Annotated in this window: 20 protein-coding genes; 9 read left to right on the top strand and 11 right to left on the bottom strand. The window is 55.9% G+C overall.

All coding sequences use genetic code 11. The features are described from left to right. Window positions 1-185 precede the first annotated feature (185 nt). Window positions 186-1,379: an MFS transporter gene (locus tag ABID47_RS10380; RefSeq protein ID WP_354496417.1), complete on the top strand. Its 1,194-nt coding sequence runs from the start codon at window positions 186-188 to the stop codon at window positions 1,377-1,379. Between the two features lie 167 nt (window positions 1,380-1,546). Here the strand turns inward: ABID47_RS10380 and ABID47_RS10375 are convergent, their stop codons facing one another. Continuing rightward, entirely contained in the window at window positions 1,547-1,744 is a 198-nt protein-coding gene (locus ABID47_RS10375; protein ID WP_068694440.1) for a cold shock domain-containing protein, read from the bottom strand. Between the two features lie 278 nt (window positions 1,745-2,022). On the opposite strand from ABID47_RS10375, the gene ABID47_RS10370 reads away from it, so the two are divergent. The 5 genes from ABID47_RS10370 (at window position 2,023) to ABID47_RS10350 (ending at window position 5,937) form a co-directional block, all read left to right on the top strand. Beyond that, complete coding sequence (locus tag ABID47_RS10370; protein ID WP_076170246.1) at window positions 2,023-2,256, top strand: hypothetical protein; 234 nt, start codon at window positions 2,023-2,025, stop codon at window positions 2,254-2,256. Window positions 2,257-2,262: 6 nt separating this feature from the next. Beyond that, window positions 2,263-2,457 (top strand): hypothetical protein, encoded by a 195-nt coding sequence (locus ABID47_RS10365; protein WP_145024914.1) that lies wholly within the window; start codon window positions 2,263-2,265, stop codon window positions 2,455-2,457. A gap of 200 nt (window positions 2,458-2,657) precedes the next feature. Beyond that, window positions 2,658-4,448, top strand: coding sequence for an oligoendopeptidase F (gene pepF / locus ABID47_RS10360; RefSeq protein ID WP_076170248.1), 1,791 nt, complete (start codon window positions 2,658-2,660; stop codon window positions 4,446-4,448). Between the two features lie 84 nt (window positions 4,449-4,532). Next, window positions 4,533-4,862: a LapA family protein gene (locus ABID47_RS10355; RefSeq protein WP_105441579.1), complete on the top strand. Its 330-nt coding sequence runs from the start codon at window positions 4,533-4,535 to the stop codon at window positions 4,860-4,862. Window positions 4,863-4,899: 37 nt separating this feature from the next. Further along, the gene (locus tag ABID47_RS10350) at window positions 4,900-5,937 is read left to right on the top strand and encodes a M42 family metallopeptidase (RefSeq protein ID WP_076170250.1); all 1,038 of its coding nucleotides are present in this window, start codon (window positions 4,900-4,902) and stop codon (window positions 5,935-5,937) included. A gap of 178 nt (window positions 5,938-6,115) precedes the next feature. Here ABID47_RS10350 and ABID47_RS10345 read toward each other — a convergent pair whose 3' ends face one another. The 9 genes from ABID47_RS10345 to hemE all read right to left on the bottom strand — a co-directional run bounded on the left by ABID47_RS10345 (window position 6,116) and on the right by hemE (window position 16,847). Continuing rightward, window positions 6,116-8,146 carry a M56 family metallopeptidase gene (locus ABID47_RS10345; RefSeq protein ID WP_354496412.1) on the bottom strand — a complete coding sequence of 677 codons (2,031 nt, stop codon included), beginning with the start codon at window positions 8,144-8,146 and terminating at the stop codon, window positions 6,116-6,118. Between the two features lie 2 nt (window positions 8,147-8,148). Then, window positions 8,149-8,538 (bottom strand): BlaI/MecI/CopY family transcriptional regulator, encoded by a 390-nt coding sequence (locus ABID47_RS10340; RefSeq protein WP_354496410.1) that lies wholly within the window; start codon window positions 8,536-8,538, stop codon window positions 8,149-8,151. A gap of 193 nt (window positions 8,539-8,731) precedes the next feature. Next, the gene (locus ABID47_RS10335) at window positions 8,732-10,675 is read right to left on the bottom strand and encodes an ABC-F family ATP-binding cassette domain-containing protein (RefSeq protein ID WP_354496408.1); all 1,944 of its coding nucleotides are present in this window, start codon (window positions 10,673-10,675) and stop codon (window positions 8,732-8,734) included. A gap of 205 nt (window positions 10,676-10,880) precedes the next feature. Next, on the bottom strand, window positions 10,881-11,690 hold the full coding sequence (locus ABID47_RS10330; RefSeq protein ID WP_354496406.1) for a DUF92 domain-containing protein: 810 nt from the start codon (window positions 11,688-11,690) through the stop codon (window positions 10,881-10,883). 6 nt (window positions 11,691-11,696) lie between these two features. Then, a complete protein-coding gene (locus ABID47_RS10325) occupies window positions 11,697-12,320 on the bottom strand; it encodes a fumarylacetoacetate hydrolase family protein (RefSeq protein WP_105441584.1) in 624 nt (207 codons plus the stop codon). 82 nt (window positions 12,321-12,402) lie between these two features. Beyond that, the gene (locus ABID47_RS10320) at window positions 12,403-13,131 is read right to left on the bottom strand and encodes a glycerophosphodiester phosphodiesterase (protein ID WP_354496404.1); all 729 of its coding nucleotides are present in this window, start codon (window positions 13,129-13,131) and stop codon (window positions 12,403-12,405) included. 29 nt (window positions 13,132-13,160) lie between these two features. Next, complete coding sequence (locus ABID47_RS10315) at window positions 13,161-14,651, bottom strand: CapA family protein (protein ID WP_435530604.1); 1,491 nt, start codon at window positions 14,649-14,651, stop codon at window positions 13,161-13,163. Window positions 14,652-14,803: 152 nt separating this feature from the next. Continuing rightward, window positions 14,804-15,754, bottom strand: coding sequence for a ferrochelatase (hemH, locus tag ABID47_RS10310; protein WP_105441586.1), 951 nt, complete (start codon window positions 15,752-15,754; stop codon window positions 14,804-14,806). A gap of 52 nt (window positions 15,755-15,806) precedes the next feature. Continuing rightward, the gene (gene hemE, locus ABID47_RS10305; protein WP_354496399.1) at window positions 15,807-16,847 is read right to left on the bottom strand and encodes a uroporphyrinogen decarboxylase; all 1,041 of its coding nucleotides are present in this window, start codon (window positions 16,845-16,847) and stop codon (window positions 15,807-15,809) included. Window positions 16,848-17,048: 201 nt separating this feature from the next. Between hemE and ABID47_RS10300 the strand changes: the two genes are divergently transcribed. Beyond that, on the top strand, window positions 17,049-18,260 hold the full coding sequence (locus ABID47_RS10300) for an MFS transporter (RefSeq protein WP_105441588.1): 1,212 nt from the start codon (window positions 17,049-17,051) through the stop codon (window positions 18,258-18,260). Window positions 18,261-18,718: 458 nt separating this feature from the next. Further along, entirely contained in the window at window positions 18,719-19,981 is a 1,263-nt protein-coding gene (locus tag ABID47_RS10295; RefSeq protein WP_354496397.1) for an asparaginase, read from the top strand. A 98-nt stretch (window positions 19,982-20,079) separates the two neighbouring features. Here the strand turns inward: ABID47_RS10295 and ABID47_RS10290 are convergent, their stop codons facing one another. Continuing rightward, the gene (locus tag ABID47_RS10290) at window positions 20,080-20,706 is read right to left on the bottom strand and encodes an O-methyltransferase (protein WP_435530603.1); all 627 of its coding nucleotides are present in this window, start codon (window positions 20,704-20,706) and stop codon (window positions 20,080-20,082) included. Between the two features lie 193 nt (window positions 20,707-20,899). Between ABID47_RS10290 and ABID47_RS10285 the strand changes: the two genes are divergently transcribed. Continuing rightward, window positions 20,900-22,039 carry a THUMP domain-containing class I SAM-dependent RNA methyltransferase gene (locus tag ABID47_RS10285; RefSeq protein ID WP_354496395.1) on the top strand — a complete coding sequence of 380 codons (1,140 nt, stop codon included), beginning with the start codon at window positions 20,900-20,902 and terminating at the stop codon, window positions 22,037-22,039. The last annotated feature ends 59 nt before the right edge of the window (window positions 22,040-22,098 follow it).

The raw sequence follows: 22,098 nt of genomic DNA, 5'->3' as shown, positions 1-22,098 counted from the left end.
GCATGAATCCTCCCTTTTTTTACAACAATATGTGTCCAATTAAAGGAGTGTGCCCGGATCTCCTCGAAAAGGTAAGCTGAAAGATTCCACCGCAGCAGCATATGCTCATCTATAGTATAGCGGGCGGCATCGTGCTGCAGGGTGACTTTTTGCACAAAAATCATAAAAACATCGGGGTATTGATCATGAAATTAGAACAATCGACGCCAGACGTCAATTGGCAAAGGGCATTCACCTTTACCATCTATGGGACCAGCGTCCTGGTCGCCTCCTACTTCCAGCTTTACTTCAGCCACCTGGGCTTCAGCAGCTCGCAGGTCGGCTATCTGTACGCCGTCGGGCCCTTCATCTCCATCTTCTCCAACATGTTTTGGAGCATGGCCAGCGACCGCTACCGGACGACCAAAAAGATGATGCTCCTGCTGTTCGCCGGACAGCTCGGTATGGGGCTACTCCTGTCGGCCACTTCTTCCTTCTATGCGGTATTCGCGTTGATTACGGTCTTCTACTTTTTCTACTACCCGGTATTTCCGCTGTCGGATACGATGTCGATCCAAACCGCCCAGAGGCACGGGAAAAACTTTATCGTCATCCGGGTCTTCGGTTCGATCGGCTATGCCTTCTTCGCCCTGTCCATCGGCTATGTTCTTGGCAACGTCGGTATTTCCCGAACGCTGCTTCTGGCCATCATCATTGCTGGAGCCTGCCTCCTGCTCGCCACAAGGCTCAGGGACGGCGTCAAAACGAACGGTCAGAAGATGGAATGGAGGGGCCTGTGGAACGTGCTTCGGCAAAAAGAAGTGCTATGGTTTTTCGCAGGCGTATTCTGTCTCGCCCTCCCCTACCGGATGAATGAAGCGTTCCTGACCCTGACGCTCAAAAGCATGGGCGCTAGCGAGGGGCTGATCGGCTGGTCTCTGCTCGCGGCAGCCCTCAGCGAAATTCCGGTCTTCTTCCTGCTCAGCCGCTTCGGAGAGCGTTTCAAGGAGCTGCCGCTCCTCGCCCTGGCCGCCCTGATGTTCGCACTGCGCTTCTTCTTGATGTCGATCGCCGATCACCCCGGAACGGTCATCGCGGTCCAGACTTTACACAGCGTAACCTTCGGCATCTACTATGTGACGGCGGTCCGCTACATCACCCGGATCATTCCGGATGAATTCCGGGCGACGGGACTTGCGCTGTTTACGATCGTATGGTCGAGCGCAGCCGGGCTCGTCAGCGGAACGTTTGGTGGCGTGCTGTATGAGCAGACCGGGCGCACAACCTTCTATTTCATCGCCGCAGGGCTGGCTTTGGTCGCCTGCGCCGGTTTTTTGGCGAGACACCTGCTCGGAAATACCAAGGTTCCGGGCGTTTCAATGGACAGCCGCAAGATGTAAACCTTCAAAAAAAGCCCATTTTCTAACCGCGGAGAACGGAAGAAAACGGGCTCTTCTTATTTCAGAAAAATATATGGTAACAAAAAGGCACAGTCCCCGCATGAGAACTGTGCGTAATAAGCAATTGTTAACCAAAACTTATAAGAAATCCGTTACCGGAGTCAATCTTATAATTTGATTACGTTAGCAGCTTGAGGGCCACGGTTGCCTTCAGTAATTTCGAATTCAACTTCTTGACCTTCGTCCAAAGTTTTGAAGCCGTCTCCTTGGATTGCGGAGAAATGTACGAATACGTCCTCGCCGCCTTCAACTTGGATAAAGCCATAGCCTTTTTCTGCGTTAAACCATTTAACTGTACCTTTCAAATGAACAACCTCCTAAAAATACCGCCATCTGTGGCGAATAAATACATTATACTTCATGAACTTTGACAATGCAATCGCTCTTTTTCGTCCGAAGCTTCTTTTTAAGGAATGGCATTTGTAAATCTCATCCAGGCTGAACCATTCCGTTATCGCAAGAAAAACTAGCGCTAATTGCGGCCTGTCTTTAATGAATTATGCGTGGATGACGTTTTTCTTATTTGCTTTTACACAAGCCTCTGCGGTATCATTTTACCAAAAGACCAAACGGAGAATGCGACATGATCAAAAAACATGAAATATACAAAAAAGACAAATGGAACATGATGACTGTCGAGGTCCAGGGCCGCTACATCGTCCTGCGGGAAATTTCCGATCAATGGGGCGAAGAGACCCACACCTTTATGAGCCGTCCGGCCATGATGCAGTGGGTGAACAACCGCTTTCCGAAGGAAGATTACCAGGGCAACGAGGATGAATGGCGTCAAATTATGAATGCGTTTAAAGAGGTATAATTCAGGATGGAATACGGCAGCGTCCTGGTCTTTGTTATTTTGGCCTTCTGTTTAGGCGCAGTCTTGATCATGAAGAAGGATACGATCCCGCCGAAGCTGAAGCGCGGTATGGCCATCTTCGCCCTCATCATGATCCTGGTTGCCTTTTTCCTTATTGTATACAATTTGCTTACCATGGGTTCCAGCCCTAATGGAGGATAAATAATCTTTTTCGGGTAAGGTCATACTAAGGGGTATATTTCTTCAAGACAGACCGTCAGAGGAGGCCCCCTTTCGTGAAATACTCGAAGACCCTGAAGCTTGCCGTCGCCATCAGCATGCTCTCGGTCCTATTTGTTCCTCCTGCGGCTTCTTCACACGGAGCCCGATTCATATTAACCCAACAGTCAAGGAGGATTCCGATGGAACAATTACCGAAACGTTCAGAAGTACCCGCCGAGCACAAATGGAAGATTGAGGACCTGTTCGCCAGCCAGCAGGCTTGGGACGAAACGTATGCCGAGCTTCAGCAGGAAGTGAAAAAGGCCGCCGATTTCCAAGGCAAGCTGGATAATGCGGCAGCGGTGAAGGACTGCTTCGCCCTGGAGGATGAAATCTCGCTGAAGACGGAACGTTTATACGTGTACGCTCACCTGCATCACGACGAAGATACAGCCAACCCTACATACCAGGCCCTTTCGGCCAAAGCCAAAAAAATGAGCGTACAGGTGGGCGAAGCCCTCTCCTTCATCACGCCGGAAATTTTGTCGCTGCCGGACAGCAAGCTCGACGAATTTATTGCCGATCCACAGCTTGCCGAATACAAATTTACGCTGACCGAAATGAAGCGCGAGAAAGCGCATGTCCTGTCAAAAGCGGAAGAAGCGCTGCTGGCCCAGGTCGGCAACCTGTCCCAGGCACCGCAGACGATCTACGGCATGCTAAACAACGCCGATCTGAAATTTCCGAAGATCAAGGACGAGAACGGCAAGGAAGTTGAGCTGACCCACGGCAGCTACATTCAGTTCCTGGAGAACCCGAACCGCGAAGTCCGCGAGCGGGCGTTCAAAGCGGTGTACGAAACGTACGCCAAACAAAAGAACACGATCGCGTCCACGCTGAGCGCCAACGTCAACAAGAACATGTTCTACGCCAATGTGCGCAAATACCCTTCCGTGCTGGAAATGTCCCTCTACGGCGACAATATTCCGAAGGACGTGTATACGAACCTGATCGACACCATCCATGAAAGCCTGCCTCTGCTGCACCGCTACATGAACCTGCGCAAGAAGCTGCTGGGCGTGGATGAACTGCATATGTACGATCTGTTTGCCCCTCTCGTCGACGAGTACAAAATGGACATTACGTATGAAGAGGCGAAAAAGACCGTATCCGAAGGCTTGAAGCCGCTCGGCAAGGACTATCTGGCTTCCCTGCAGGAAGGCTTTGACAACGGATGGATCGACGTTTATGAAAATGAGAACAAGCGCACTGGCGCTTACAGCTGGGGCGCCTACGGCACGCACCCTTATGTGCTGCTGAACCACAAGGAAAACCTGAACAGCATGTTTACCTTGGCGCACGAGATGGGTCATGCGCTGCATTCCTATTATTCGGACAACGCGCTCAAATACCGTGACGCGCAGTATACGATCTTCCTGGCGGAAGTGGCCTCCACCACTAACGAAGCGCTGCTGATGGATTACCTGCTCAAGAAATCGACCGATCCGAAGGAAAAAATGTACCTGCTGACTTATTATGCAGACCAGTTCCGGACAACGGTATTCCGTCAAACGATGTTCGCCGAGTTCGAGAAACTTGTCCACGAACGTGCGGAGCAGGGTGAAGCATTGACGCCTCAGGCGCTGTCGGAGATCTACTACGATCTGAACGTGAAATACCACGGCAAGGACATGGTCGTCGACAAGGATATCGAGATGGAATGGGCTCGCATTCCCCATTTCTACACCAGCTTCTATGTGTACAAATACGCTACGGGCTTCTCCGCGGCGACCAGCTTCTCGAAGCAGATTCTGGAAGAAGGCCAGCCGGCCGTCGATCGTTACCTCGGCTTCCTTAAGAGCGGAGGCAGCGACTTCTCGATCAACATTCTGAAGAAGGCCGGGGTCGACATGTCTTCGCCACAGCCGGTCCGCGAAGCGATGAGCGTTTTCGAGAGCGTCATCGAGCAAATGGAACAGCTGACAAAATAAGTTGAACGGCCAGGCTTATGAAAATCCCTTGCCCGCGGGGGCGGGGGATTTTTCTACTGTCTGCCGGAGAGGGTGTTTTCAAAAGTGAAAATGCAGTGGTCACTCATATTCGGGCTTCTGTTTGCGCTGCTCACCGCGATTTTTGCCGTGATCAACGTCGATCCCGTAAAGGTCAACTTTATGTTTGCCGAGGTGAACATTCCGCTGATTCTGCTCATTCTCGGATGTACGCTGATTGGCGGGATCATCGTCGGATCCTACGGAATTTTCAGGCAGTACAAACTTCAGAAAACAGTCAAACATCTGTCGGCCCAACTGGCTCAGGTCCAGGCCGAAACGGGGTATACCTTCCCGGATCCTGCCGCTAACAAGGCGGGCTCTGACGAAGACGCCGGCGGCTTGAAGCCGTCGTAAATGAGGAATGCAATTCTAACGGAGGAGAACCGTGAACATGTCGATACAACCCAATGAACAATACGTTTTAACCTTTTTGAAAAAACTGCTCGACACGCCGAGCCCCACAGGATTTACGGGACACATTATGAAATTCATCGAGGAGGAAGCTGCTAGCCTGGGCATTCCGCTGACCCGGAATCATAAAGGCGGGGCGATTCTGGAGGTCCAGGGCGAGAATACTTCCCGCACGGTCGCACTGAGCGCCCACGTGGATACCCTCGGGGCGATGGTCAGAGCGGTCAAGCCTTCAGGCACGCTGCGGCTGACGTCCGTCGGCGGCTTCATGATGCACAGCATCGAGAACGAATACTGCGTCATCCATACCCGCAGCGGCAAAACCTATACCGGCACGATCCTCAGCACCCATCCGTCGGTGCACGTCTACAGCGACGCACGCGATTTCAAACGCCAGGAGGACCACATGGAAGTCCGCATCGACGAGCTGGTGGAATCCAAGGAAGACGTCCTGAAGCTGGGCATCGGGGTCGGCGACTTCGTCTCCTTCGATGCGAGAGCGACGATTACGGACAGCGGTTATATCAAGTCCCGTCATATCGACGACAAAGCCAGCGTCGCGGCGCTGTTCGGCCTGCTGGAGTCGATGAAACGGGAAAACTGGAAACCGTCCACCAATGTCAAGCTGCTGATCTCCAATTACGAGGAAGTTGGACACGGCACCGCCTATATTCCTTCGGATATTGATGAGATGATCGCCGTGGACATGGGCTGCATCGGCGACGACCTCAGCTGCAAGGAGACCGACGTCTCAATCTGTGCGAAGGATTCTTCCGGTCCGTACGACTATGAGATGACAAGCCGGCTGATCGAGCTGGCCAAAGCCGAAGGCATCCCTTACGCCGTGGACGTGTATCCACACTACGGCTCGGACGCTTCCGCCGCCCTGTCCGGCGGGAATAACATTCGCGCCGCGCTGATCGGGCCGGGCGTTCACGCTTCCCACGCGATGGAGCGCACCCATAAGCAGGCGGTGCTGAATACGGTCAAGCTGCTTGCAGCTTATATCCGCGGGTAACGCTCCTGCTATTTTCATCAGTCATATGCCGGGCTCTCGCCCGTCAAAGCCAAACCGGCTGTCCATTCGGACAGCCGGTTTGTTCTGTATGGTGCTGAATCACGATATCAGCAGCGTTTATACATTGATTTGCTCACTAATGCGAAATCTCGATCTGCACGCCAGGCTCACGCCTGTATCAGCGTCCTCCGCCGGAAGGTACGGCTGCCTGCACGGGGCCGGATTCCGCGACCGGGCTATTGCCTGATGCTGCCTGCCCGGAGGGCGCCGAAGCGTTTCCTGCTCTCTCAGCCGGGACAGCATCAGCTTGAACACTGGCCCGCGCTTGCGTGGAGATTGGTGCCGTCTCACGAGGGGCCTGCGCCCCGGCCCGTACCGAAGCGGCGTTCTCGCTTGCTCCGGATTGCGCAGTCGCATCGCCGCCCATAGTGGAGCGGGCCGCTTTCGGCGAATAGACCGAAATGTGATCCAGGCGCTTGGTGGCATGCGGCCCGACGAATTTCAGCTCGTAATCGCCCTCTTTATAGGTAAGTACATCATCCGATCCGCTTGTCTTGACGGAGCTTGGTTTGCCTAAGGTTTTCTCGATTTCCTGGAAGCTGATTTTGCTTAGATCGGTGCTCTTATCCGTACCCGATCCGAAATAACGGATGTCGTACACCACTTCGCCCTGCCCGATGCCAAAAGCATAGCTGCCCCGGCCCACTCCCGGCGAGTAAGAATCATAGGCGTAACGGTCGGTCGGCTGCCATGGCCGGTCCGGCTCACCCCAGGCGGCATGCACGTCCTCAATCGTTGTTTTGCCGGATACAAAATCAGCGCCCTTTACTCTGCCTTTCTTGGCTAAAGTGGCGATATCCTTGATTTGCTGCTGGTGTCCGCTTGTTGCACTGCCGGTCCCGGATGTGGCGCCTGGTCCGCCACCCGCAGAACCGGTGCTGTCACCTGTAGTGGAGCCTGTGCCTGCGCCATTGCCTGCATTGTCAGATCCGGAATCGGATTGGCCGCCGGACTCGTTCTGTCCATCCCTATTTTGGGTCTGCCCATTCGATCCGTTACCGTCATCCGAGGGGGTCGTGCCCGAATCCGTATTGGTGCTTTCGGCCGGCGGAGACGCCTGATCCTGTGTGGATTTTCCGTCGGTCAAGGCACATCCGCCCAAGGCGAGCACAAGCACCAGACCGATCACCGTCCAGCGGATAGAAGCCGGTTTAAACGTTTTAATCATGAGTATCCTCCTTCTCAGCTGCCTGCGTGAAGCAGATAGTCTTGCGGTTCCCGGAACATAGGCATCCGTCCGGTATTGTTCCAAAAGCGTCAGAATCGTATGCCCATACTGGGCGATTTGGTTCGGATCCATCCGTCTCAATGCCAGCGCATCGGCGGACAGCTCCTGATCCTCCCGCATCCGGTAGAACCCGTACCACAGCAGCGGATTATACCAATGAAAGGCGAGGAGGATCTGCGCAACCCAGTTCAGCAAAATATCCCATCTTTTCGCATGCGCCAATTCGTGCAAAAAAATATGCTTTTGCTGCGCCTCTTCAAGCTCCGCAATGCCCGGCGGCATGATCATCCGCGGACGCAGCACCCCAAACAGCGTGGGCGAGGAAACGGCGGGCGATATCTTCAGCCCGATGCTTCGCCTCACGCCCATGCTGGCTTTAACCTCTTCAAGCATTTGAACCATTCCCGGGTCTGCCGCTTGGGCATGTCTGCCGAGCAGCCGTGCGTAACGGGTATTCGCGATGGCGAGCCGGATCAGCAGGAGCGCCGCCCCGGTCAGCCAGACCGCCATCAGGATCGAACGGACGGATAACCCGCTATCCTTTTGCACCGGAGCTGAAGTTCCGGATTCATGGCCCCCCGCAAGTTCTCCAGGGAATAAATCGGCCTCGTCCCCCACCTTCACCGGTGGCAGTGCTTGGCCGGAAGAAGGGGGTTCCGGCGGCTGCTGCCCAAACAAAGCGTTTCCCTGCCCTGCCATGGAAAAAAGGTTCCCCATGCTGAATGAACTTTCAGGCCCGGCCGGGATGATCAATCGGAGAATTAACAGCAGCCACAAGGCGTAATGCCACTCGGGTTTCAGCCATCTGCCGAACACCCGCTTCATCAGCAAAATGAGGACCACCATCATACCGGCCAGCAGCGTCGTATGGATCATCCAGTCAAACAAATCGTTCAGCAGGGGGTTCAGGTTTCCCGGCATGCTTATCCCCTCCCTTCCGGTCTGCCCGTCTCATCCAGCAGCTTGCGCAGCTCGGCGATCTCCTCCTGCGACAGCTTCTCCTCTTTGAGAAAATTCACGAGCAGCGGCTTGAAGGATCCGCTGTAAATGCGCTGTAAAAAGCTCTTCGTCTCCGCCCGCTGACATTCTTCCTCCGAGACTAGCGGGAAGTACCGGTATGGACGGCTGTCCGGATCGAATGAAGCGGCTTCCTTCGCGACGAGACGGTTCAGCAGCGTTCTGACCGTCTTTGGGCTCCAGTCCATGCGGCCGGCCAGAACGTCAATGACCTCACCAGCCGTCAGCGGGGAGCTGGCCCACAGCACTTTCATGACCTCCCATTCGGCCTCGGAAATAACGGGAAGTGGTTTCACGGTTTACTCTCCTTTCTAATGATCACATTTGTAGTCATCGTATGCATCCAATATTACACATGTAATCCAGGATGTCAATCCGTTCTTTGCCCGGAAAATGCCGCTTACTGAAACTACGCAGAAAAAGGCGTTCCCATCAACTTTTATGGGAACGCCTAATATACTAACCTTCAGCTCCTTGAGCCGCATCAATCTAAGCCTTGCTCTGTTCAATTTTCTCCGCCAGCTCGTTCAGATACGTCCAGCGGTCCATCAAATGCTCCAGCTCCTGCTCGGCTTCCTGCTGTGCCTGCAGCAGCTCCTGCAATCTCGCTGAATCGCTGAACGCGGCTTCCATCTCTTTCTGTATGCCCTCCAACTTCTGCTCGCAGGCTTCGATCAGGCCGTCGATCTGCTCGTATTCGCGCTGCTCTTTATAGCTGAATTTCAGCTTTTCCCGCGGTGCTTCTTTCGCCTGAGCTGAAGATTGGGCCGCCTCCTGGGAGGCGCCGGCCTTCTTCAGACCGTCCGCGGAGGAGCCGCCTGCGGCAGACGGCGCATTCTTGCTCATCCATTCCGCATATTCCGTGTAAGCCCCCACATGGACGCGAATTGCCCCTTCGCCTTCGAAAGCCATAATCTTCTCTACGGTGCGGTCAAGAAAGAAGCGGTCATGGGACACCACGAAGACTACGCCCGGAAAATCGTCCAAATAATCTTCCAGTACGGACAGCGTTTGAATGTCGAGATCGTTCGTCGGCTCGTCGAGCAGAAGGACGTTCGGGGCTGACATCAGCACCCGGAGCAAATACAGGCGGCGCTTCTCTCCACCGGACAGCTTGGAGATCGGCGTCCACTGCATAGCCGGCGGGAATAAAAAGCGTTCGAGCATCTGGGAAGCGGTGATCTGGCTGCCGTCATCGGTCCGGATCACTTCCGCTCCTTCCTTGATGTACTCGATCACCCGCATATTGCCGTCCATTTCCTGATGCTCCTGGGTAAAGTATCCCAGCTTGACCGTCGGTCCGACCACGATTTCGCCCTCATCGGGCTCCAGCCGGCCGGCAATCAGGTTCAGCAGCGTCGATTTGCCGCTTCCGTTCGGGCCGACGATGCCAACGCGGTCGCCGGGAACGGCAATATAGCTCAGATCGCGGATCAGCGTCCGGTCACCGGCCTTTTTGGCCAAATGCTCGATTTCGAGGATTTTCCGGCCAAGCCGGGTCGATAGCGCGGCCATGTCCACATTCCCGGCACGCTGCGGCCCCTTCTGATCCTTCAGCGCCTCAAAGCGTTCGATGCGCGCCTTCTGCTTTGTCGATCTCGCTTTGGCCCCGCGCCGGATCCAGGCGAGCTCCGTCCGCAGCAGGTTCTGGCGCTTCTGTTCGGAAGCCGCCTCCCGCTCTTCCCGCTGGGCCTTCAGCTCCAGAAAGTCCGAGTAATTGGCCTCATATCGGTACAGCCTGCCCTGGTCCAGCTCCAGCATGACATTCGCAACACGGTCAAGGAAATACCGGTCGTGCGTAATCATCAGCAGCGCGCCGCGGCGCTTCTGGAGGTACTGCTCCAGCCAGGCGACCGAGTCGTTGTCGATATGGTTGGTCGGCTCGTCCAGAATGAGCAGTTCGCACGGCTGGATCAAGGCGGACGCCAGCGCGACACGCTTCCGCTGGCCGCCGGACAGCGTTCCCATCAGGGCATCGAAGCTTGAAATGCCCAGCTTGGACAGGATGGTCTTGGCTTCGCTCTCAAGCTGCCACGCCTGAAGGGCGTCCATTTCCTGATTCAGCTTAAGAAGCTTCTGCTGCAGCGATTCGTCCGAAGGATTCAGCTCGACCCGTTCCATCGTCTCCGTATAGTCACGGACGATCTTCATCTGCGGGTCCTGGCCCTGGAACACCTGCTGAAGCACTGTCATGCCCGGGTCAAAATCGGGATTTTGCGCCAGATAACGGACCCGGACGCTGTTGCCGATGGAAATCTGGCCTTCGTCCGGAGGCTCAAGTCCGGCGATGACCCGCAAGAAGGTGGATTTGCCGGTGCCGTTGACGCCGATGATCCCGATTTTATCCTGATCCGCCATCCCGAAGGACGCGTCCTCAAACAATACTTTCTCTCCGTAGCTTTTGGAGATATGTTCAACTGTCATTATGTTCATAGCTATTTCCCCTACTCATCCAGCGATTTTCTGCTTCCTTATATATTAACACAAATACCGCCCAAAGGCTGGGCGGCATGTATGCTGTGCTTCTGTCAGATGTTGAGAACGGGTTGTCCAGGATGAACTGCGCTTACCCCAGACGCGGGGTAAACGGAGAGCGGGGCTGCTTTAAACGCGTTGTGTGTTTTGCGCTCCCGATGGATCATGGAAAAAGCAGCAGCGCGGCCGCGAGGGCTGCCCCCCCTCCGATGAAGGAGGAGACGATATTGACGGCGTCGTTGTTCATGAACCGCCATCCGCCCATACGGCGGGTCGGGCTTCCGCAGTGCGTCATGACCTCGACCTCTTTGCCGCACACCGGGCACTGGTACATGATCTGCACGGATGCGCCGAGGATGGAATCGGCGAAAGCCCCGGCCAATCCGCCGACTATGCCCAGCACCAAGTCCAATGCCAGCGAATGGGTGGCCGGCCCGGACAGCCGTTCAAACAGCCAGGCGAAGAGGCCGATCAGCGCCCCTCCTCCCGCGGCGGCGGTGCTGCCGAGCAGCGACACCCCTCCCGACGTACCGGGAGGGAGCACGCGCCCGTTCAGGACCGAACGGGGCGGCTTGCGGCTGAGGCTGCCGAGCTCCGTAGCCCAGGTATCGGCCGTTACTGCCGCCATGACGCCGATGAAGGCAAACACCCAGCCCTCATGCGGCCAGAAGGCATTCATCACGCACAGCAGCATGCCGGCGCCCCCGTTGGCCAGCACTTGTCCGGCGTCCCGGTTGCCCGTTTTAGCGTATGATTTTTCCAGCTCAGCCTTCCGGCTTGCCTTCACCTTCGACAGCGCCGAGGAGCTGATAAAAAAGACGAGCAGGGTGCCGAACCACAGCAGATTCCCCGCTCCGAAATAAATCGTCCCCATAACGAAGGCGCAGATCGCTCCCGATATGGTGAGCGACCGCTTCCAGTACGCAGCCCCGGCAACAATGAGCGCGCACAGCGCCCCGATGATCCACATCATGACGGTTTAGCCGATGCGGCAGCTTCCAAGCTGCTCTTCGCCCCAGCCTAGAGCGAACGTATCGCCTTCGGATGCCGGGCCGACGCCAGCCGGCGTACCGGTAAAAATCACGTCGCCTTCGCCCAGTCCGTAACGCGCGCCGATATAATCCACGATTTCCTGGAGGGAGAAAATCATATCCCGCGCATTGCCGCGCTGCACTTCCTCATTATTTTTCAAGACGGTAAAATCCTTCTCCGTCACGCTGCCGGTTCCCGGAAAAGGAATGAAGCCCGTAATGGGAGCGGAATTTTTAAACCCTTTGGCCGCTGTCCACGGGTGGCCCTTCTTCTTGATGACCGACTGCACGTCCCTCAGCGTAAAATCGATGCCAAGCGCCATTTGGTCCACCAGATCATCCACCACGGCTCCAGGCTCATAATCACGCGCAATGCGGATGACGATTTCGCCTTCGTAATGAACCTCCCCCTGATCCTTCGGAAGGGCGAGAACGGCGTCCTCAAGCGGAACGACCGCATGGGACGGCTTCATAAAGATCATCGGCTCGGTCGGAACCTCGTTGCCGAGCTCGGCGGCATGCAGTTTGTAATTTCGGCCAACACAGTATACGTTACGAATCATCTCGATCATCCTTTGCTAAGATGGATTGGGTGTTGCATCGAGCAAGGCGACAATGGTTGCCGAGTTCGAACATTGCCGTTTCCGGCAGGGTTCAGCCGGGAAAGGTTTTCCGCCAAACGTCCGGCCGGTTGGTACAGATCAATATTTCGGGCGACATTGCCGCGATCCTTTTCATGCCTCTGGCGTCATCGATCGTCCAGGCCATGACCGTAATGCCTTCAGAGATCAGCAGCGACGCGAGTCCCGCATCGAGATTAGGGTGACCGATCGACAGGAACGAGCACTGCAGTGCTTTGAGGCGCGATGGCAGATCCTTCGGCCTGCCGTCGAGGATCAGCCCCGTCCTGAACGCCGGGTTGATCTCCTTGACCCGCTGCAGCGCACCGGTATCAAACGAAGTGATCACCACGTCCTGCTCCATATGATAGCGCGATACGCGTTCGAGCACCGCCTGCTCCAGTCCCGGATACATATTGCCGGATGTTTTCAGCTCGATGTTCAAACGGACCCTGCCGCAGCTTAGGCGCAGCACTTCGTCCAGCGAGGGAATGCGTTCTCCTTGAAAATCGCGCCCTTTCCAGCTTCCCGCGTCCAGCCGCTGCAGCTGCTGCCACGTATGGGCCTTGACCTTGCCGCTGCCGCTGGTCGTCCGGTCCAGGCTGAAATCGTGAATGACGACGGGAATGCCGTCGGCGGTCAGCTGCGTGTCGATTTCCATCCACTGGACGTAAGGCTCCGCCATCGCCATCCGAAAAGCCGCCATCGTGTTTTCCGGCGCCTTGCCGGAAAATCCCCGATGGGCCACACACAGGTTGTTCATTCCCTCTCCCCCGCTCTCCTAAGTTATAGTCAACGTGCCGAGCCGGCCCTTACGGTCCCGTCGGCGGATACCCGAACACCCCCGATGGACAGCTGCTGCATTTCCTGCAGCAGCTTCTCCCCTTCTTCAGCGTTCATCGGAACCGGCCGTCCCAGCTCCGTCTTGTACGGGATCAGCTTCATGCCGCATCCGCCCTTCGGACCGCACGACGCCTCAAATACCGCGGTTTTCCAGGTCGCCGGAACGGTCGATTTGGTGAAAATGAAGTTGCCCGTACTGTAAGCAATCCATTTGCCCTTGTACTGCTCCAGCCCCTGCAGCACATGCGGATGCGCTCCGATGATCAGATCGGCTCCCGCATCAATAAAGGCGTGGGCCAGCGCCTTCTGGTTGGCATCCGGCGTGCTCTGCCGCTCGATGCCCCAGTGCGCCATGACGATGACCAGATCGGCGTTGTTGCGGGCTTCGGCAATGGATTTCAGCACCTCGGGAGCCTGCCCGTAAGCACTGGCCACACCGGGTTTATTGGTACCCGCGGCCCAGCTTGATTCCGGGTACACGCGGCTGGCACCGACCAGCGCCACCTTCATGCCTTTGATAGAGAAGTATTCCGGCGCGTAGGCACGGGCTGCGTTCTTCCCTGCACCGACATACTTAATGCCGCTGACACCCAGGTGAGTGATCGTATCCAGCAGCCCTTCCTCCCCCTGGTCGAGGATGTGGTTGTTAGCGAGCGTGACGGCGTCCATGCCTGCGGCTCGCAGCGCATCGAGCGCCTTAGGGGATGATTTAAATACAAACGTTTTGTTTTTGGCCCCGACGCCGCGGGTGGTGACCGGTGTCTCCAGATTTCCCAGCGTCAGGTCGTCCTTCTTGAACAGATCCCCCAAATATGTAAAGGGGTATGAATAGCCCTTGCTTTCAAGCAGCGTTTCCACTTTGCCCGAAAAAATCATGTCGCCCACAAAATGAATGCGAATCGTTTGGCCGGATGGAGCATCCGACGTCCCCCCGGAAGCTGTTTTCTCCGGGATTTGATCCTGCTGCGGTTTGGCTTTGCCGGAATCGGGATCCTTTCCCGTCTCCTGCTTTCCTTCTTGCGCGGCCTGCTCCTTCCCGCTTCCAGCAGGCTGGTCCTGCTGCACGCCGGCAGCCTCCTGATCCGGCGGAGTTCCTGCTTGATCCTGCGGAGTTCCCGCTTGATCCGGCGGAGACGGGTCCCCAGCTTCCTCAGCCGCTTGTTCCGAAGATGTCTCCTGGCCGGAATCTCCCGCCACTTCTCCGCTTCCCGGCACCGTTCCTTTCGGGTCAGCAGGCGGCTGCTCTGCGGTCTGCTGTGCAGACTTGTGGGACTCCTGCGCAGAGCCGCCCGTTTGGGCCTTTTGCGTCAACAAATAATATCCAATAAGTAGTGCAATGACGGCAAGCAGACAGAGATTCACGTATCCCCACTTCCGCCCCTGCCTTTTTCGCCTGGCTTTTTTTCCAGCCTGGTGTTTCTGTGATCTTGGCGGGTACATGATTCACCCCTCATTACGATTTTTCTAAAATGATGCGGCCCTCCCCTGAAAGCCCACTCCATTATATCAGGTTCCCGGGAACAAATAGAACCCCCGGTCCGTGACACGGGGGTTCATCATCATATATAGAGACGCAGTCGTATTCGAGAGTTTTACTCCGCCTGGGCCATTTCCCACTGCCCGATCACCGCGTCGGACAGCGTCTGCATATAGAGCGGATCGCTGTTCAGAGAATCGATGCGCATCAGACGCAGATCCAGCTCCTTCGCTACCTGCTGGGCTTCGATGTCCAGATCGTACAGCACTTCGAGATGGTCGGACACGAAACCGATCGGAGCGACCAGCACGTCCTCGACTTCCTCTTTGCTCAAGTTGCGGAGCGTGTCCAGAATGTCCGGTCCGAGCCATGGCTCGGCGGTACGGCCCGCACTCTGCCAGGCAAACTGCCAGGAAGTGATATCGGCCTTTTCCGCCACCGCGCGGGATGTTTCCAGAAGCTGCTCCGGATACGGATCACCCAGCTCCAAAATTTTCTCAGGCAGGCTGTGCGCACTGAAGAGGACGCGCACTTTGCTGCGGTCCGCACCGGCTTCCTCGAACAAAGCCAGCTTTTCGTTCACACGGCGGGTAAAAGCCTCGATCAGCTGCGGATGCATATGGTAGCTCTGCACAAAGGTCATCTCAACCCCGACCTCGTCAGCTTTCGCTTTGGCCCGCTTCATATAGCTTCCGACGCTCATAGTCGAGTAGTGCGGCGCCAGTACGATCCCGACCGCTTTGCTGATGCCGTCTTTGGCCATCGCCTCCACGCCGTCCTCAATGAACGGGGAAGCATGCTTCAAGCCTTGATAGCAGACGAATTCTACCTCGGGGTGGCGGCTGTCCCGGTTCAGGGTCTCCTGCAGGCTCGCCACCTGCCGGTTCGTGTTCTCACGAAGCGGGAATACGCCGCCCACGATCGCCTCATAGCGGTCGGCCAGCTCTTTGAGCTGCTCCGGCGAAGGGGCATGCCCCCTGCGGATATGCGTGTAATACGCCTCAATGCCTTCCATGCTCTCCGGTGTGCCATAGGACATCACCAGTACGCCTACTTTATTTTTCACGAAACGCTCACCTCTTCTTTATATATCGATTCTTCCATTAAGAAACGGTCTCCTAGCGGAGAAGGGTTGCCGAATATTCATGAATATATTCCGTCAATTCCTTCAGCTTATCCAGCGAAGCTTCGGGGAACAAGCCGTGGCCCAGGTTGAAAATATACCCCGGCTCCTGAACGCCTTGATCGATAATCTCTTTGGCGTACCGCTTGATGACGTCCATCGGCGCGGTCAGCACATAAGGGTCCAGGTTGCCCTGAACGGCGAATTTGCCGCCGATCCGCTTCCGTCCCTCGGCAATCGACACTCTCCAGTCGAGCCCGATCACGTTCGCCTGCAGCTCCTTCAGCGTCGGCAGCAGCTCGCCTGAGCTGACGCCAGGGAAATAGATTTTCGGTACATGTAAATCTGAAAGTTCGGCAAAGATACGGGTAATGGTAGGTAGTACGAATTTCTCGAAATCCTGCGGCGCCAGCGCCCCCACCCAGCTGTCAAACAGCTGGAACGCCTTGCCGCCGTTCTTGATATGTGCTCGCACATAGGTTATGACCATGTCGCCCAGTTTGTTCATCAGCTGATGCCAAACTTCGGGCTGGCTGTACATCATCGTCTTGGTGAGAATATAGCTTTTCGAAGGACGCCCTTCGATCAGATAGCTGGCAATCGTAAACGGAGCTCCGGCAAACGTAATCAGCGGAACGTCCAGCTCTTTGTCCAGGATGCGGATCGTCTCCATGATGTGGCTGAGATCCTTGTCTATGTCGATCGGACGCAGGCGCTCCACATCGGCCGCGGTCCGGATCGGATTGTCGATCACAGGCCCGACATTTTTCACGATATCAAAATCGACTCCCAGGGATGCGACCGGATTCATGATATCCGAATACAGAATGGCCGCGTCCACGCCAAGCTTGCGTACGGGCATCATCGTTATTTCGGCAGCGAGCTCGGGCTGACGGCAAATTTCCAGGAGCGAATATTTCTCTTTGATCTTGCGGTATTCCGGATCATAGCGACCCGCCTGTCTCATATACCAAACAGGAACATGGCTGACTTCCTGCTTGTAGCTGGCGCGGATCAACGTATCGTTATAGGTCACGAATAGGCCTCCATATCTATAAAATTCTCTGCTTCCTATTATGCCCTTTTTAAAAGTAAGTAACAACCGCCGTACCCTGACATCTGATGACAATCGTATGACATCTTTAACATAAGACATTCAGGAAATGTGCTATACTGGTAAAACTGTGTTTTTTTCAATCATTTATATCAGTCAACTTAGAAAGGAAGTGAAAGCACATTGAAACCGTGGAAGGTCAACCTCATTGTGCTTTGGTTCGGCCAATTTCTGGTCAACTCGGGGATGACGATGATCACGCCGTTCCTGTCCCTGTATCTGGCTAAAGATCTCGGGGTGCAGGGCGAGCATGAAATCGGCCTCTGGGCGGGCTTTATTTTTGCGGCCAACTTCATGACCTCATTTATTTTTCAGCCATTATGGGGCAAGCTGTCGGACCGGTACGGCCGGAAAATCATGCTGCTGCGCTCCGGCTTCGGGATGGCCATCGTCATCGTGCTGATGGGCTTTGCCCGGAATCCGTGGGAGCTGCTGCTGCTGCGCCTGCTGAACGGCACCATCTCCGGCTTCAACCCGGCATCCATCTCGCTCGTTTCGAGCACGACCCCGAAGGAACGGATGGGCTTTGCAATGGGGATCATGCAGTCGGGCTCGGTGGCCGGAACGATTCTCGGACCGCTGATCGGCGGCGGCTTGGCCGACCTGATCGGCTTCCGCCCGATCTTTTACATTATCGGCATGCTCATCTTCGCCGCTTCCCTGCTGGCGCTGTTCCTGGTCAAGGAAAACTTCAACCGGGAAAAGGCCGCCCATGCGCCGCAGGTGTCGGTGCTCGAAGGCTTCAAGGAGCTGGCCCGCATCCCGCAGCTTCCTGCGCTGTTCGCGGTAACGTTTCTGCTGCAGTTTGCGATGATGAGCCCCATGTCGCTCCTGCCGCTGTACGTGGAGAAGCTGCACCGCTCCTCGGTTGACATTGCCTTCTGGGCAGGCGTCGTCAGCGCCGTGACGGGATTGTCCAATATGATCACCTCTCCGATCCTCGGGCGCTTCAGCGACAAGGTCGGCGCCCACCGCATTCTGACCTACGCTCTGATCGGCGCAGGACTGTGCCTGATCCCGCAGGCGTTCGTGCAGAGCGTATGGCAGCTGATCGTCGTCCGCTTCCTGATGGGCATCTTCATGGGCGGCCTGCTGCCCAGCGTCAATGCCCTCATCCGCTCTTACACGCCGGGAGGCATGGAAAGCCGGGCATTCGGCTTCAACACAAGCACGCTCGCACTCGGCAATATGCTGGGCGCGCTCGTCGGCGGATTTCTGTCGGGATTTATCGGCATTGAAGGGCTGTTCATCATTTCCGGCAGCCTGCTGCTGCTGAATATGGTCTGGGTGCGGCTGAAGCTGTACAAGCGCAGCAACACGCCGCAGTACCGCTGAACTGCCGCCGTTGGCGGGAAAAAGACGGCTTCAGAGTCACACAAGTGACCCTGCGGCCGTCTTTTTTTCTTGCCGTATGACCGCAAGGAACAAGCCCCCATCGAAAAACGTTCTGAAGGCCTAATCCGGAAAGTAACCTCCCATGATAAATGACAAACTCCTTCTTATATATTCCGTTTCCCCTAACTAAAGCCCCAATTTGAATATATGTAATGTAATCTAACACAAAATAATATCCACTGAACCATTCCCACTCCATTTCCCAACGTAAATCATGCTCCGATTATTTTATGAAATGTATCAAATCACCAACAAAAAGGGCTATTATCTAGCATTTTCTTCGATAATAAACGCTTACACGCCGATCTTTTTAATTTGTCATATAACCTAACACCATATATGATCATCTTAGATTTCATTACATAACCATTACATACACATGAGGAGCTGATCGATTGATGGAGAAAAGAAAATTCGGCAAGTGGTCCCTGATTCATGCATCTGCGCTGACGGCACTGTCCCTCTTCGCCGCACCGGCAGGCAGCGTATTCGCCGACGCGGCAGCGGTAACAAGCAGCTCGGTGACAGCGGCGGCAACCGCAACGACAAGTCCCGCTGTAACGACAACCACACCTGCAACCACAACGACAACCGGCACAACCACCCCGGTTCGCAACACGGCCATCCCGCCGATCACCGATGCCGACAAGGCCTCCAAGCTGCCTAACGTCCTGGTGATCGCCACAGGCGGCACCATCGCCGGGCAGTCCGTCGACCAGACCAGCTTCCAAAATTACAAGGCGGGCAGCATTCCTATCGCGCAAATGGTGAGCGAGCTCCCGGACAAGCAAAAAATCGCCGACGTCGAAACGCTCCAATTCGGCAACTCGGGCTCCTCCGCCTATTCGATGGCCGATCTGTACGACCTGTCCCGGGCCGTGGACGAAGCGCTCAAATCCTACGACGGTGTCGTCGTCACTTCCGGCACCGACACGATGGAGGAAATCGCCTACTTCCTGGATCTGACCGTTCAAAGCGATAAGCCGGTCGTCATTACGGGTTCCATGCGGCCGTGGACGGTCGTCGGCTCCGACGCCAAAGCGAACCTTTATAACGCCATCAAGCTGTCGGCAAGCGGCCGGACCGCCTCGTTCGGCACCGTCCTCATGCTGAATGACACGATCAACCTCGCCCGCGGCGTCACGAAAACGAACGATTACCGCGTCGACACTTTTGAGACGCCGATGCTCGGGGCCGTCGGATATATCGATGAAACGACAATCCGCATCTACCGGGCTCCGGAGCGGGCCCTTCTTGGGCCGGGCAAAGGTAAGCCGGTCTTCGACCTCGCCAAAATCAAAAAGTCCGATCTGGCGAAAACCGAAATCGCCTATTCCTATCAAGACGCGGGCGGCGAAGCCATCGAAGGGTTTACCGCTGCCGGAGCCAAAGGCATCGTTACCGCAGGCACCGGAGCCGGAGGCATTTCATCCGCGATGAGCAAGGCGCGCAGCAAGGCGGTCGAGCAGGGCGTGGTCTTCGTCACCACGACCCGGACCGGTTCCGGCAGCGTCTACGGCGGCGGAAAGGGCATCATTTCCGGGGACAACTTGAGTCCGCAGCAGGCCCGCATCCTGCTGATGCTCTGCCTGTCCTTCAGCAGCGACTTTGAAACGGTCAAGTCGTGGTTCACGACCTACGGGGTCACGGAAATCGAATAAGCTGTCATTCAGGAAATCATTGCACTCACCATCTTTATTTCATTCCAAAAAAAAGCCCGATCCTGGACTGCATCCGGATCGGGCTTTCGTTTGCTGTTTTACTTGACCATGGCCACCGCCAGCCCGTCATAAGCAGGGAGAATGGTTCCGATCAACCGGTCGTCGGTCGCCATCGCTTCGTTAAAGCGGCGGATCGCCTGCACCGAAGGGCCGTTTTTGTCGGGGTTGAGGGTCCGCCCCCGCAGAAAGGTGTTGTCGCCCGCAATCAGCGCGCCCGGATTGGCCAGTTCGATCGCGTACTCCAGGTAATTCGGATAGTTCTCCTTATCCGCATCGATAAAGAAGAAGTCGAACCTCTGCCCCTCCGCCTTCAACTGTGCCAGGCTCTCCAGAGCCGGTCCGACCCGGTATTCCACCTTGCCGCCGAACCCGGCTTCAGTCACATTGGCCCGCGCAACGTCCGCGAATTCCTGCTTCAGTTCGAGCGAGGTAAGCGTTCCTTCCGGTGCAAGCCCCCGGGCGAGACAAATGCCGCTGTATCCGCCCAGCGCCCCGATCTCCAGGACACGGGCCGCTCCCGTCGCCTTGACCAGCAGCGTCAGCAGCCGTCCGTAGCCCGGCGCGATGGCGATTTCGGGCATACCTTTCTCGGCGGTCACCTGCTTGACCCGATTCAGGACCTCGTCATTTTCGATAAAATGGTCTGCATATTGTTCTGGATTCACTTTCCTACTTCCCCTTTTTCCTACCGGACCCGGCAATTTTTACGTAATGAACACAAATGTTTGTGATTGACTTTACATTATCCTATAATGTGAGGATGAACAAAGATCCGCACTCGAACACTGCTGCAGGATCTACCATCATTGTATGAATTTTTACGGTGATCTACAAGAATAATGGAGTTGAACACGCACCATGCCAGAGCTGCAGTTGATTGCAACCGCCCCGATGGGCCTTGAAGCCATCGTCGCGCGCGAGTTGAAGGAATTAGGTTATAACGACGTTCAAGTCGAGAACGGAAGGGTCAATTTTACCGGAGATTACAAAGATATTTGCCGCTGCAACCTGTGGCTCCGGACGTCCGACCGCATCCTCGTCAAAATGGGGGAGTTCCCCGCCAAAACGTTTGACGAATTGTTTGAAGGGACTAAAGCGCTGCCCTGGCAGGACTGGATTCCGGCGAACGGGGAGTTCCCCGTGGAAGGCCGTTCCCACCACTCCCAGCTCAGCAGCGTGCCCGCCTGTCAGGGCATCGTCAAAAAAGCGATCGTTGAAAAGCTGAAGCAAAGCTATCATACCGATTGGTTCCAGGAGAACGGTCCGCGTTATGTCATCGAAGTCAATTTGCTCAAGGACGTGGCGCTGCTGACGCTGGATACGACCGGTCCGGCCCTGCACAAGCGGGGATACCGCAAGCTGGTTACCGAAGCCCCGCTGAAGGAGACAATGGCCGCCGCTTTGCTGCAGATAAGCCGCTGGAATCCGTCGCGGCCGCTGTATGATCCATGCTGCGGCTCCGGCACGATCCTGATCGAAGCGGCCCTCCTCGGCTGGAACATTGCGCCGGGTCTGCGCCGTTCCTTCCCTTCGGAGCACTGGCCGGCCATTCCCGAGGAGCTGTGGAGCGAGGCGCGCGAGGAAGCGTTCGATGCGGTGCAGGACGATCAGCCGCTCCAGCTGACCGGCAGTGATATCGATCCGAAGGCGATCGAAGTCGCCAAAGCAGCCGCCAAGAGTGCAGGCCTCGCTGGCGAGATCGATTTTCAGGTGCTCCCTGCCTCCAAAGCCCATCCGCAAGGGGAATACGGCTGCTTGATTACCAACCCGCCGTACGGGGAGCGGCTCAGCGAGAAGACCGAAGTCGAGAAGCTTGTCCGCACGCTGGGGCATACGGCCAATCAGCTGCCGACGTGGTCCTTCTTTGCCTTAAGCCCGACCAAACAGTTCGAGCATTACTTCGGCCGGAAGGCCGACAAGCGGCGGAAGCTGTTCAACGGCCGCATCGAGTGCCAATATTATCAATTCCTGGGGCCTCTTCCGCCCCGCCGTTCGTAACAAACGCTGCCGCTTTGTCAGGAGCTGTCCACTTTGGACAGCTCCTATATGGTTTTGGG

Origin of the sequence: Paenibacillus favisporus (genome assembly GCF_040545415.1) — a bacterium.
GTDB classification, from domain to species: domain Bacteria; phylum Bacillota; class Bacilli; order Paenibacillales; family Paenibacillaceae; genus Paenibacillus_AQ; species Paenibacillus_AQ favisporus.
The sequence above is the reverse complement of the archived record's forward strand: the minus strand, read 5'-3'. Positions and strand labels throughout refer to the sequence as shown.

Coding starts and splice junctions, on each gene's coding strand:
- ABID47_RS10380 (WP_354496417.1), top strand. CDS start 186: ATGAAATTAGAACAATCGACGCCAGACGTCAATTGGCAAAGGGCATTC.
- ABID47_RS10335 (WP_354496408.1), bottom strand. CDS start 10,675: ATGAACATAATGACAGTTGAACATATCTCCAAAAGCTACGGAGAGAAA.
- ABID47_RS10370 (WP_076170246.1), top strand. CDS start 2,023: ATGATCAAAAAACATGAAATATACAAAAAAGACAAATGGAACATGATG.
- ABID47_RS10350 (WP_076170250.1), top strand. CDS start 4,900: ATGTCGATACAACCCAATGAACAATACGTTTTAACCTTTTTGAAAAAA.
- ABID47_RS10295 (WP_354496397.1), top strand. CDS start 18,719: ATGGAGAAAAGAAAATTCGGCAAGTGGTCCCTGATTCATGCATCTGCG.
- ABID47_RS10325 (WP_105441584.1), bottom strand. CDS start 12,320: ATGATCGAGATGATTCGTAACGTATACTGTGTTGGCCGAAATTACAAA.
- ABID47_RS10320 (WP_354496404.1), bottom strand. CDS start 13,131: ATGAACAACCTGTGTGTGGCCCATCGGGGATTTTCCGGCAAGGCGCCG.
- ABID47_RS10365 (WP_145024914.1), top strand. CDS start 2,263: ATGGAATACGGCAGCGTCCTGGTCTTTGTTATTTTGGCCTTCTGTTTA.
- ABID47_RS10315 (WP_435530604.1), bottom strand. CDS start 14,651: ATGTACCCGCCAAGATCACAGAAACACCAGGCTGGAAAAAAAGCCAGG.
- ABID47_RS10330 (WP_354496406.1), bottom strand. CDS start 11,690: ATGATGTGGATCATCGGGGCGCTGTGCGCGCTCATTGTTGCCGGGGCT.
- ABID47_RS10285 (WP_354496395.1), top strand. CDS start 20,900: ATGCCAGAGCTGCAGTTGATTGCAACCGCCCCGATGGGCCTTGAAGCC.
- pepF (WP_076170248.1), top strand. CDS start 2,658: ATGGAACAATTACCGAAACGTTCAGAAGTACCCGCCGAGCACAAATGG.
- ABID47_RS10345 (WP_354496412.1), bottom strand. CDS start 8,146: ATGCCGGGAAACCTGAACCCCCTGCTGAACGATTTGTTTGACTGGATG.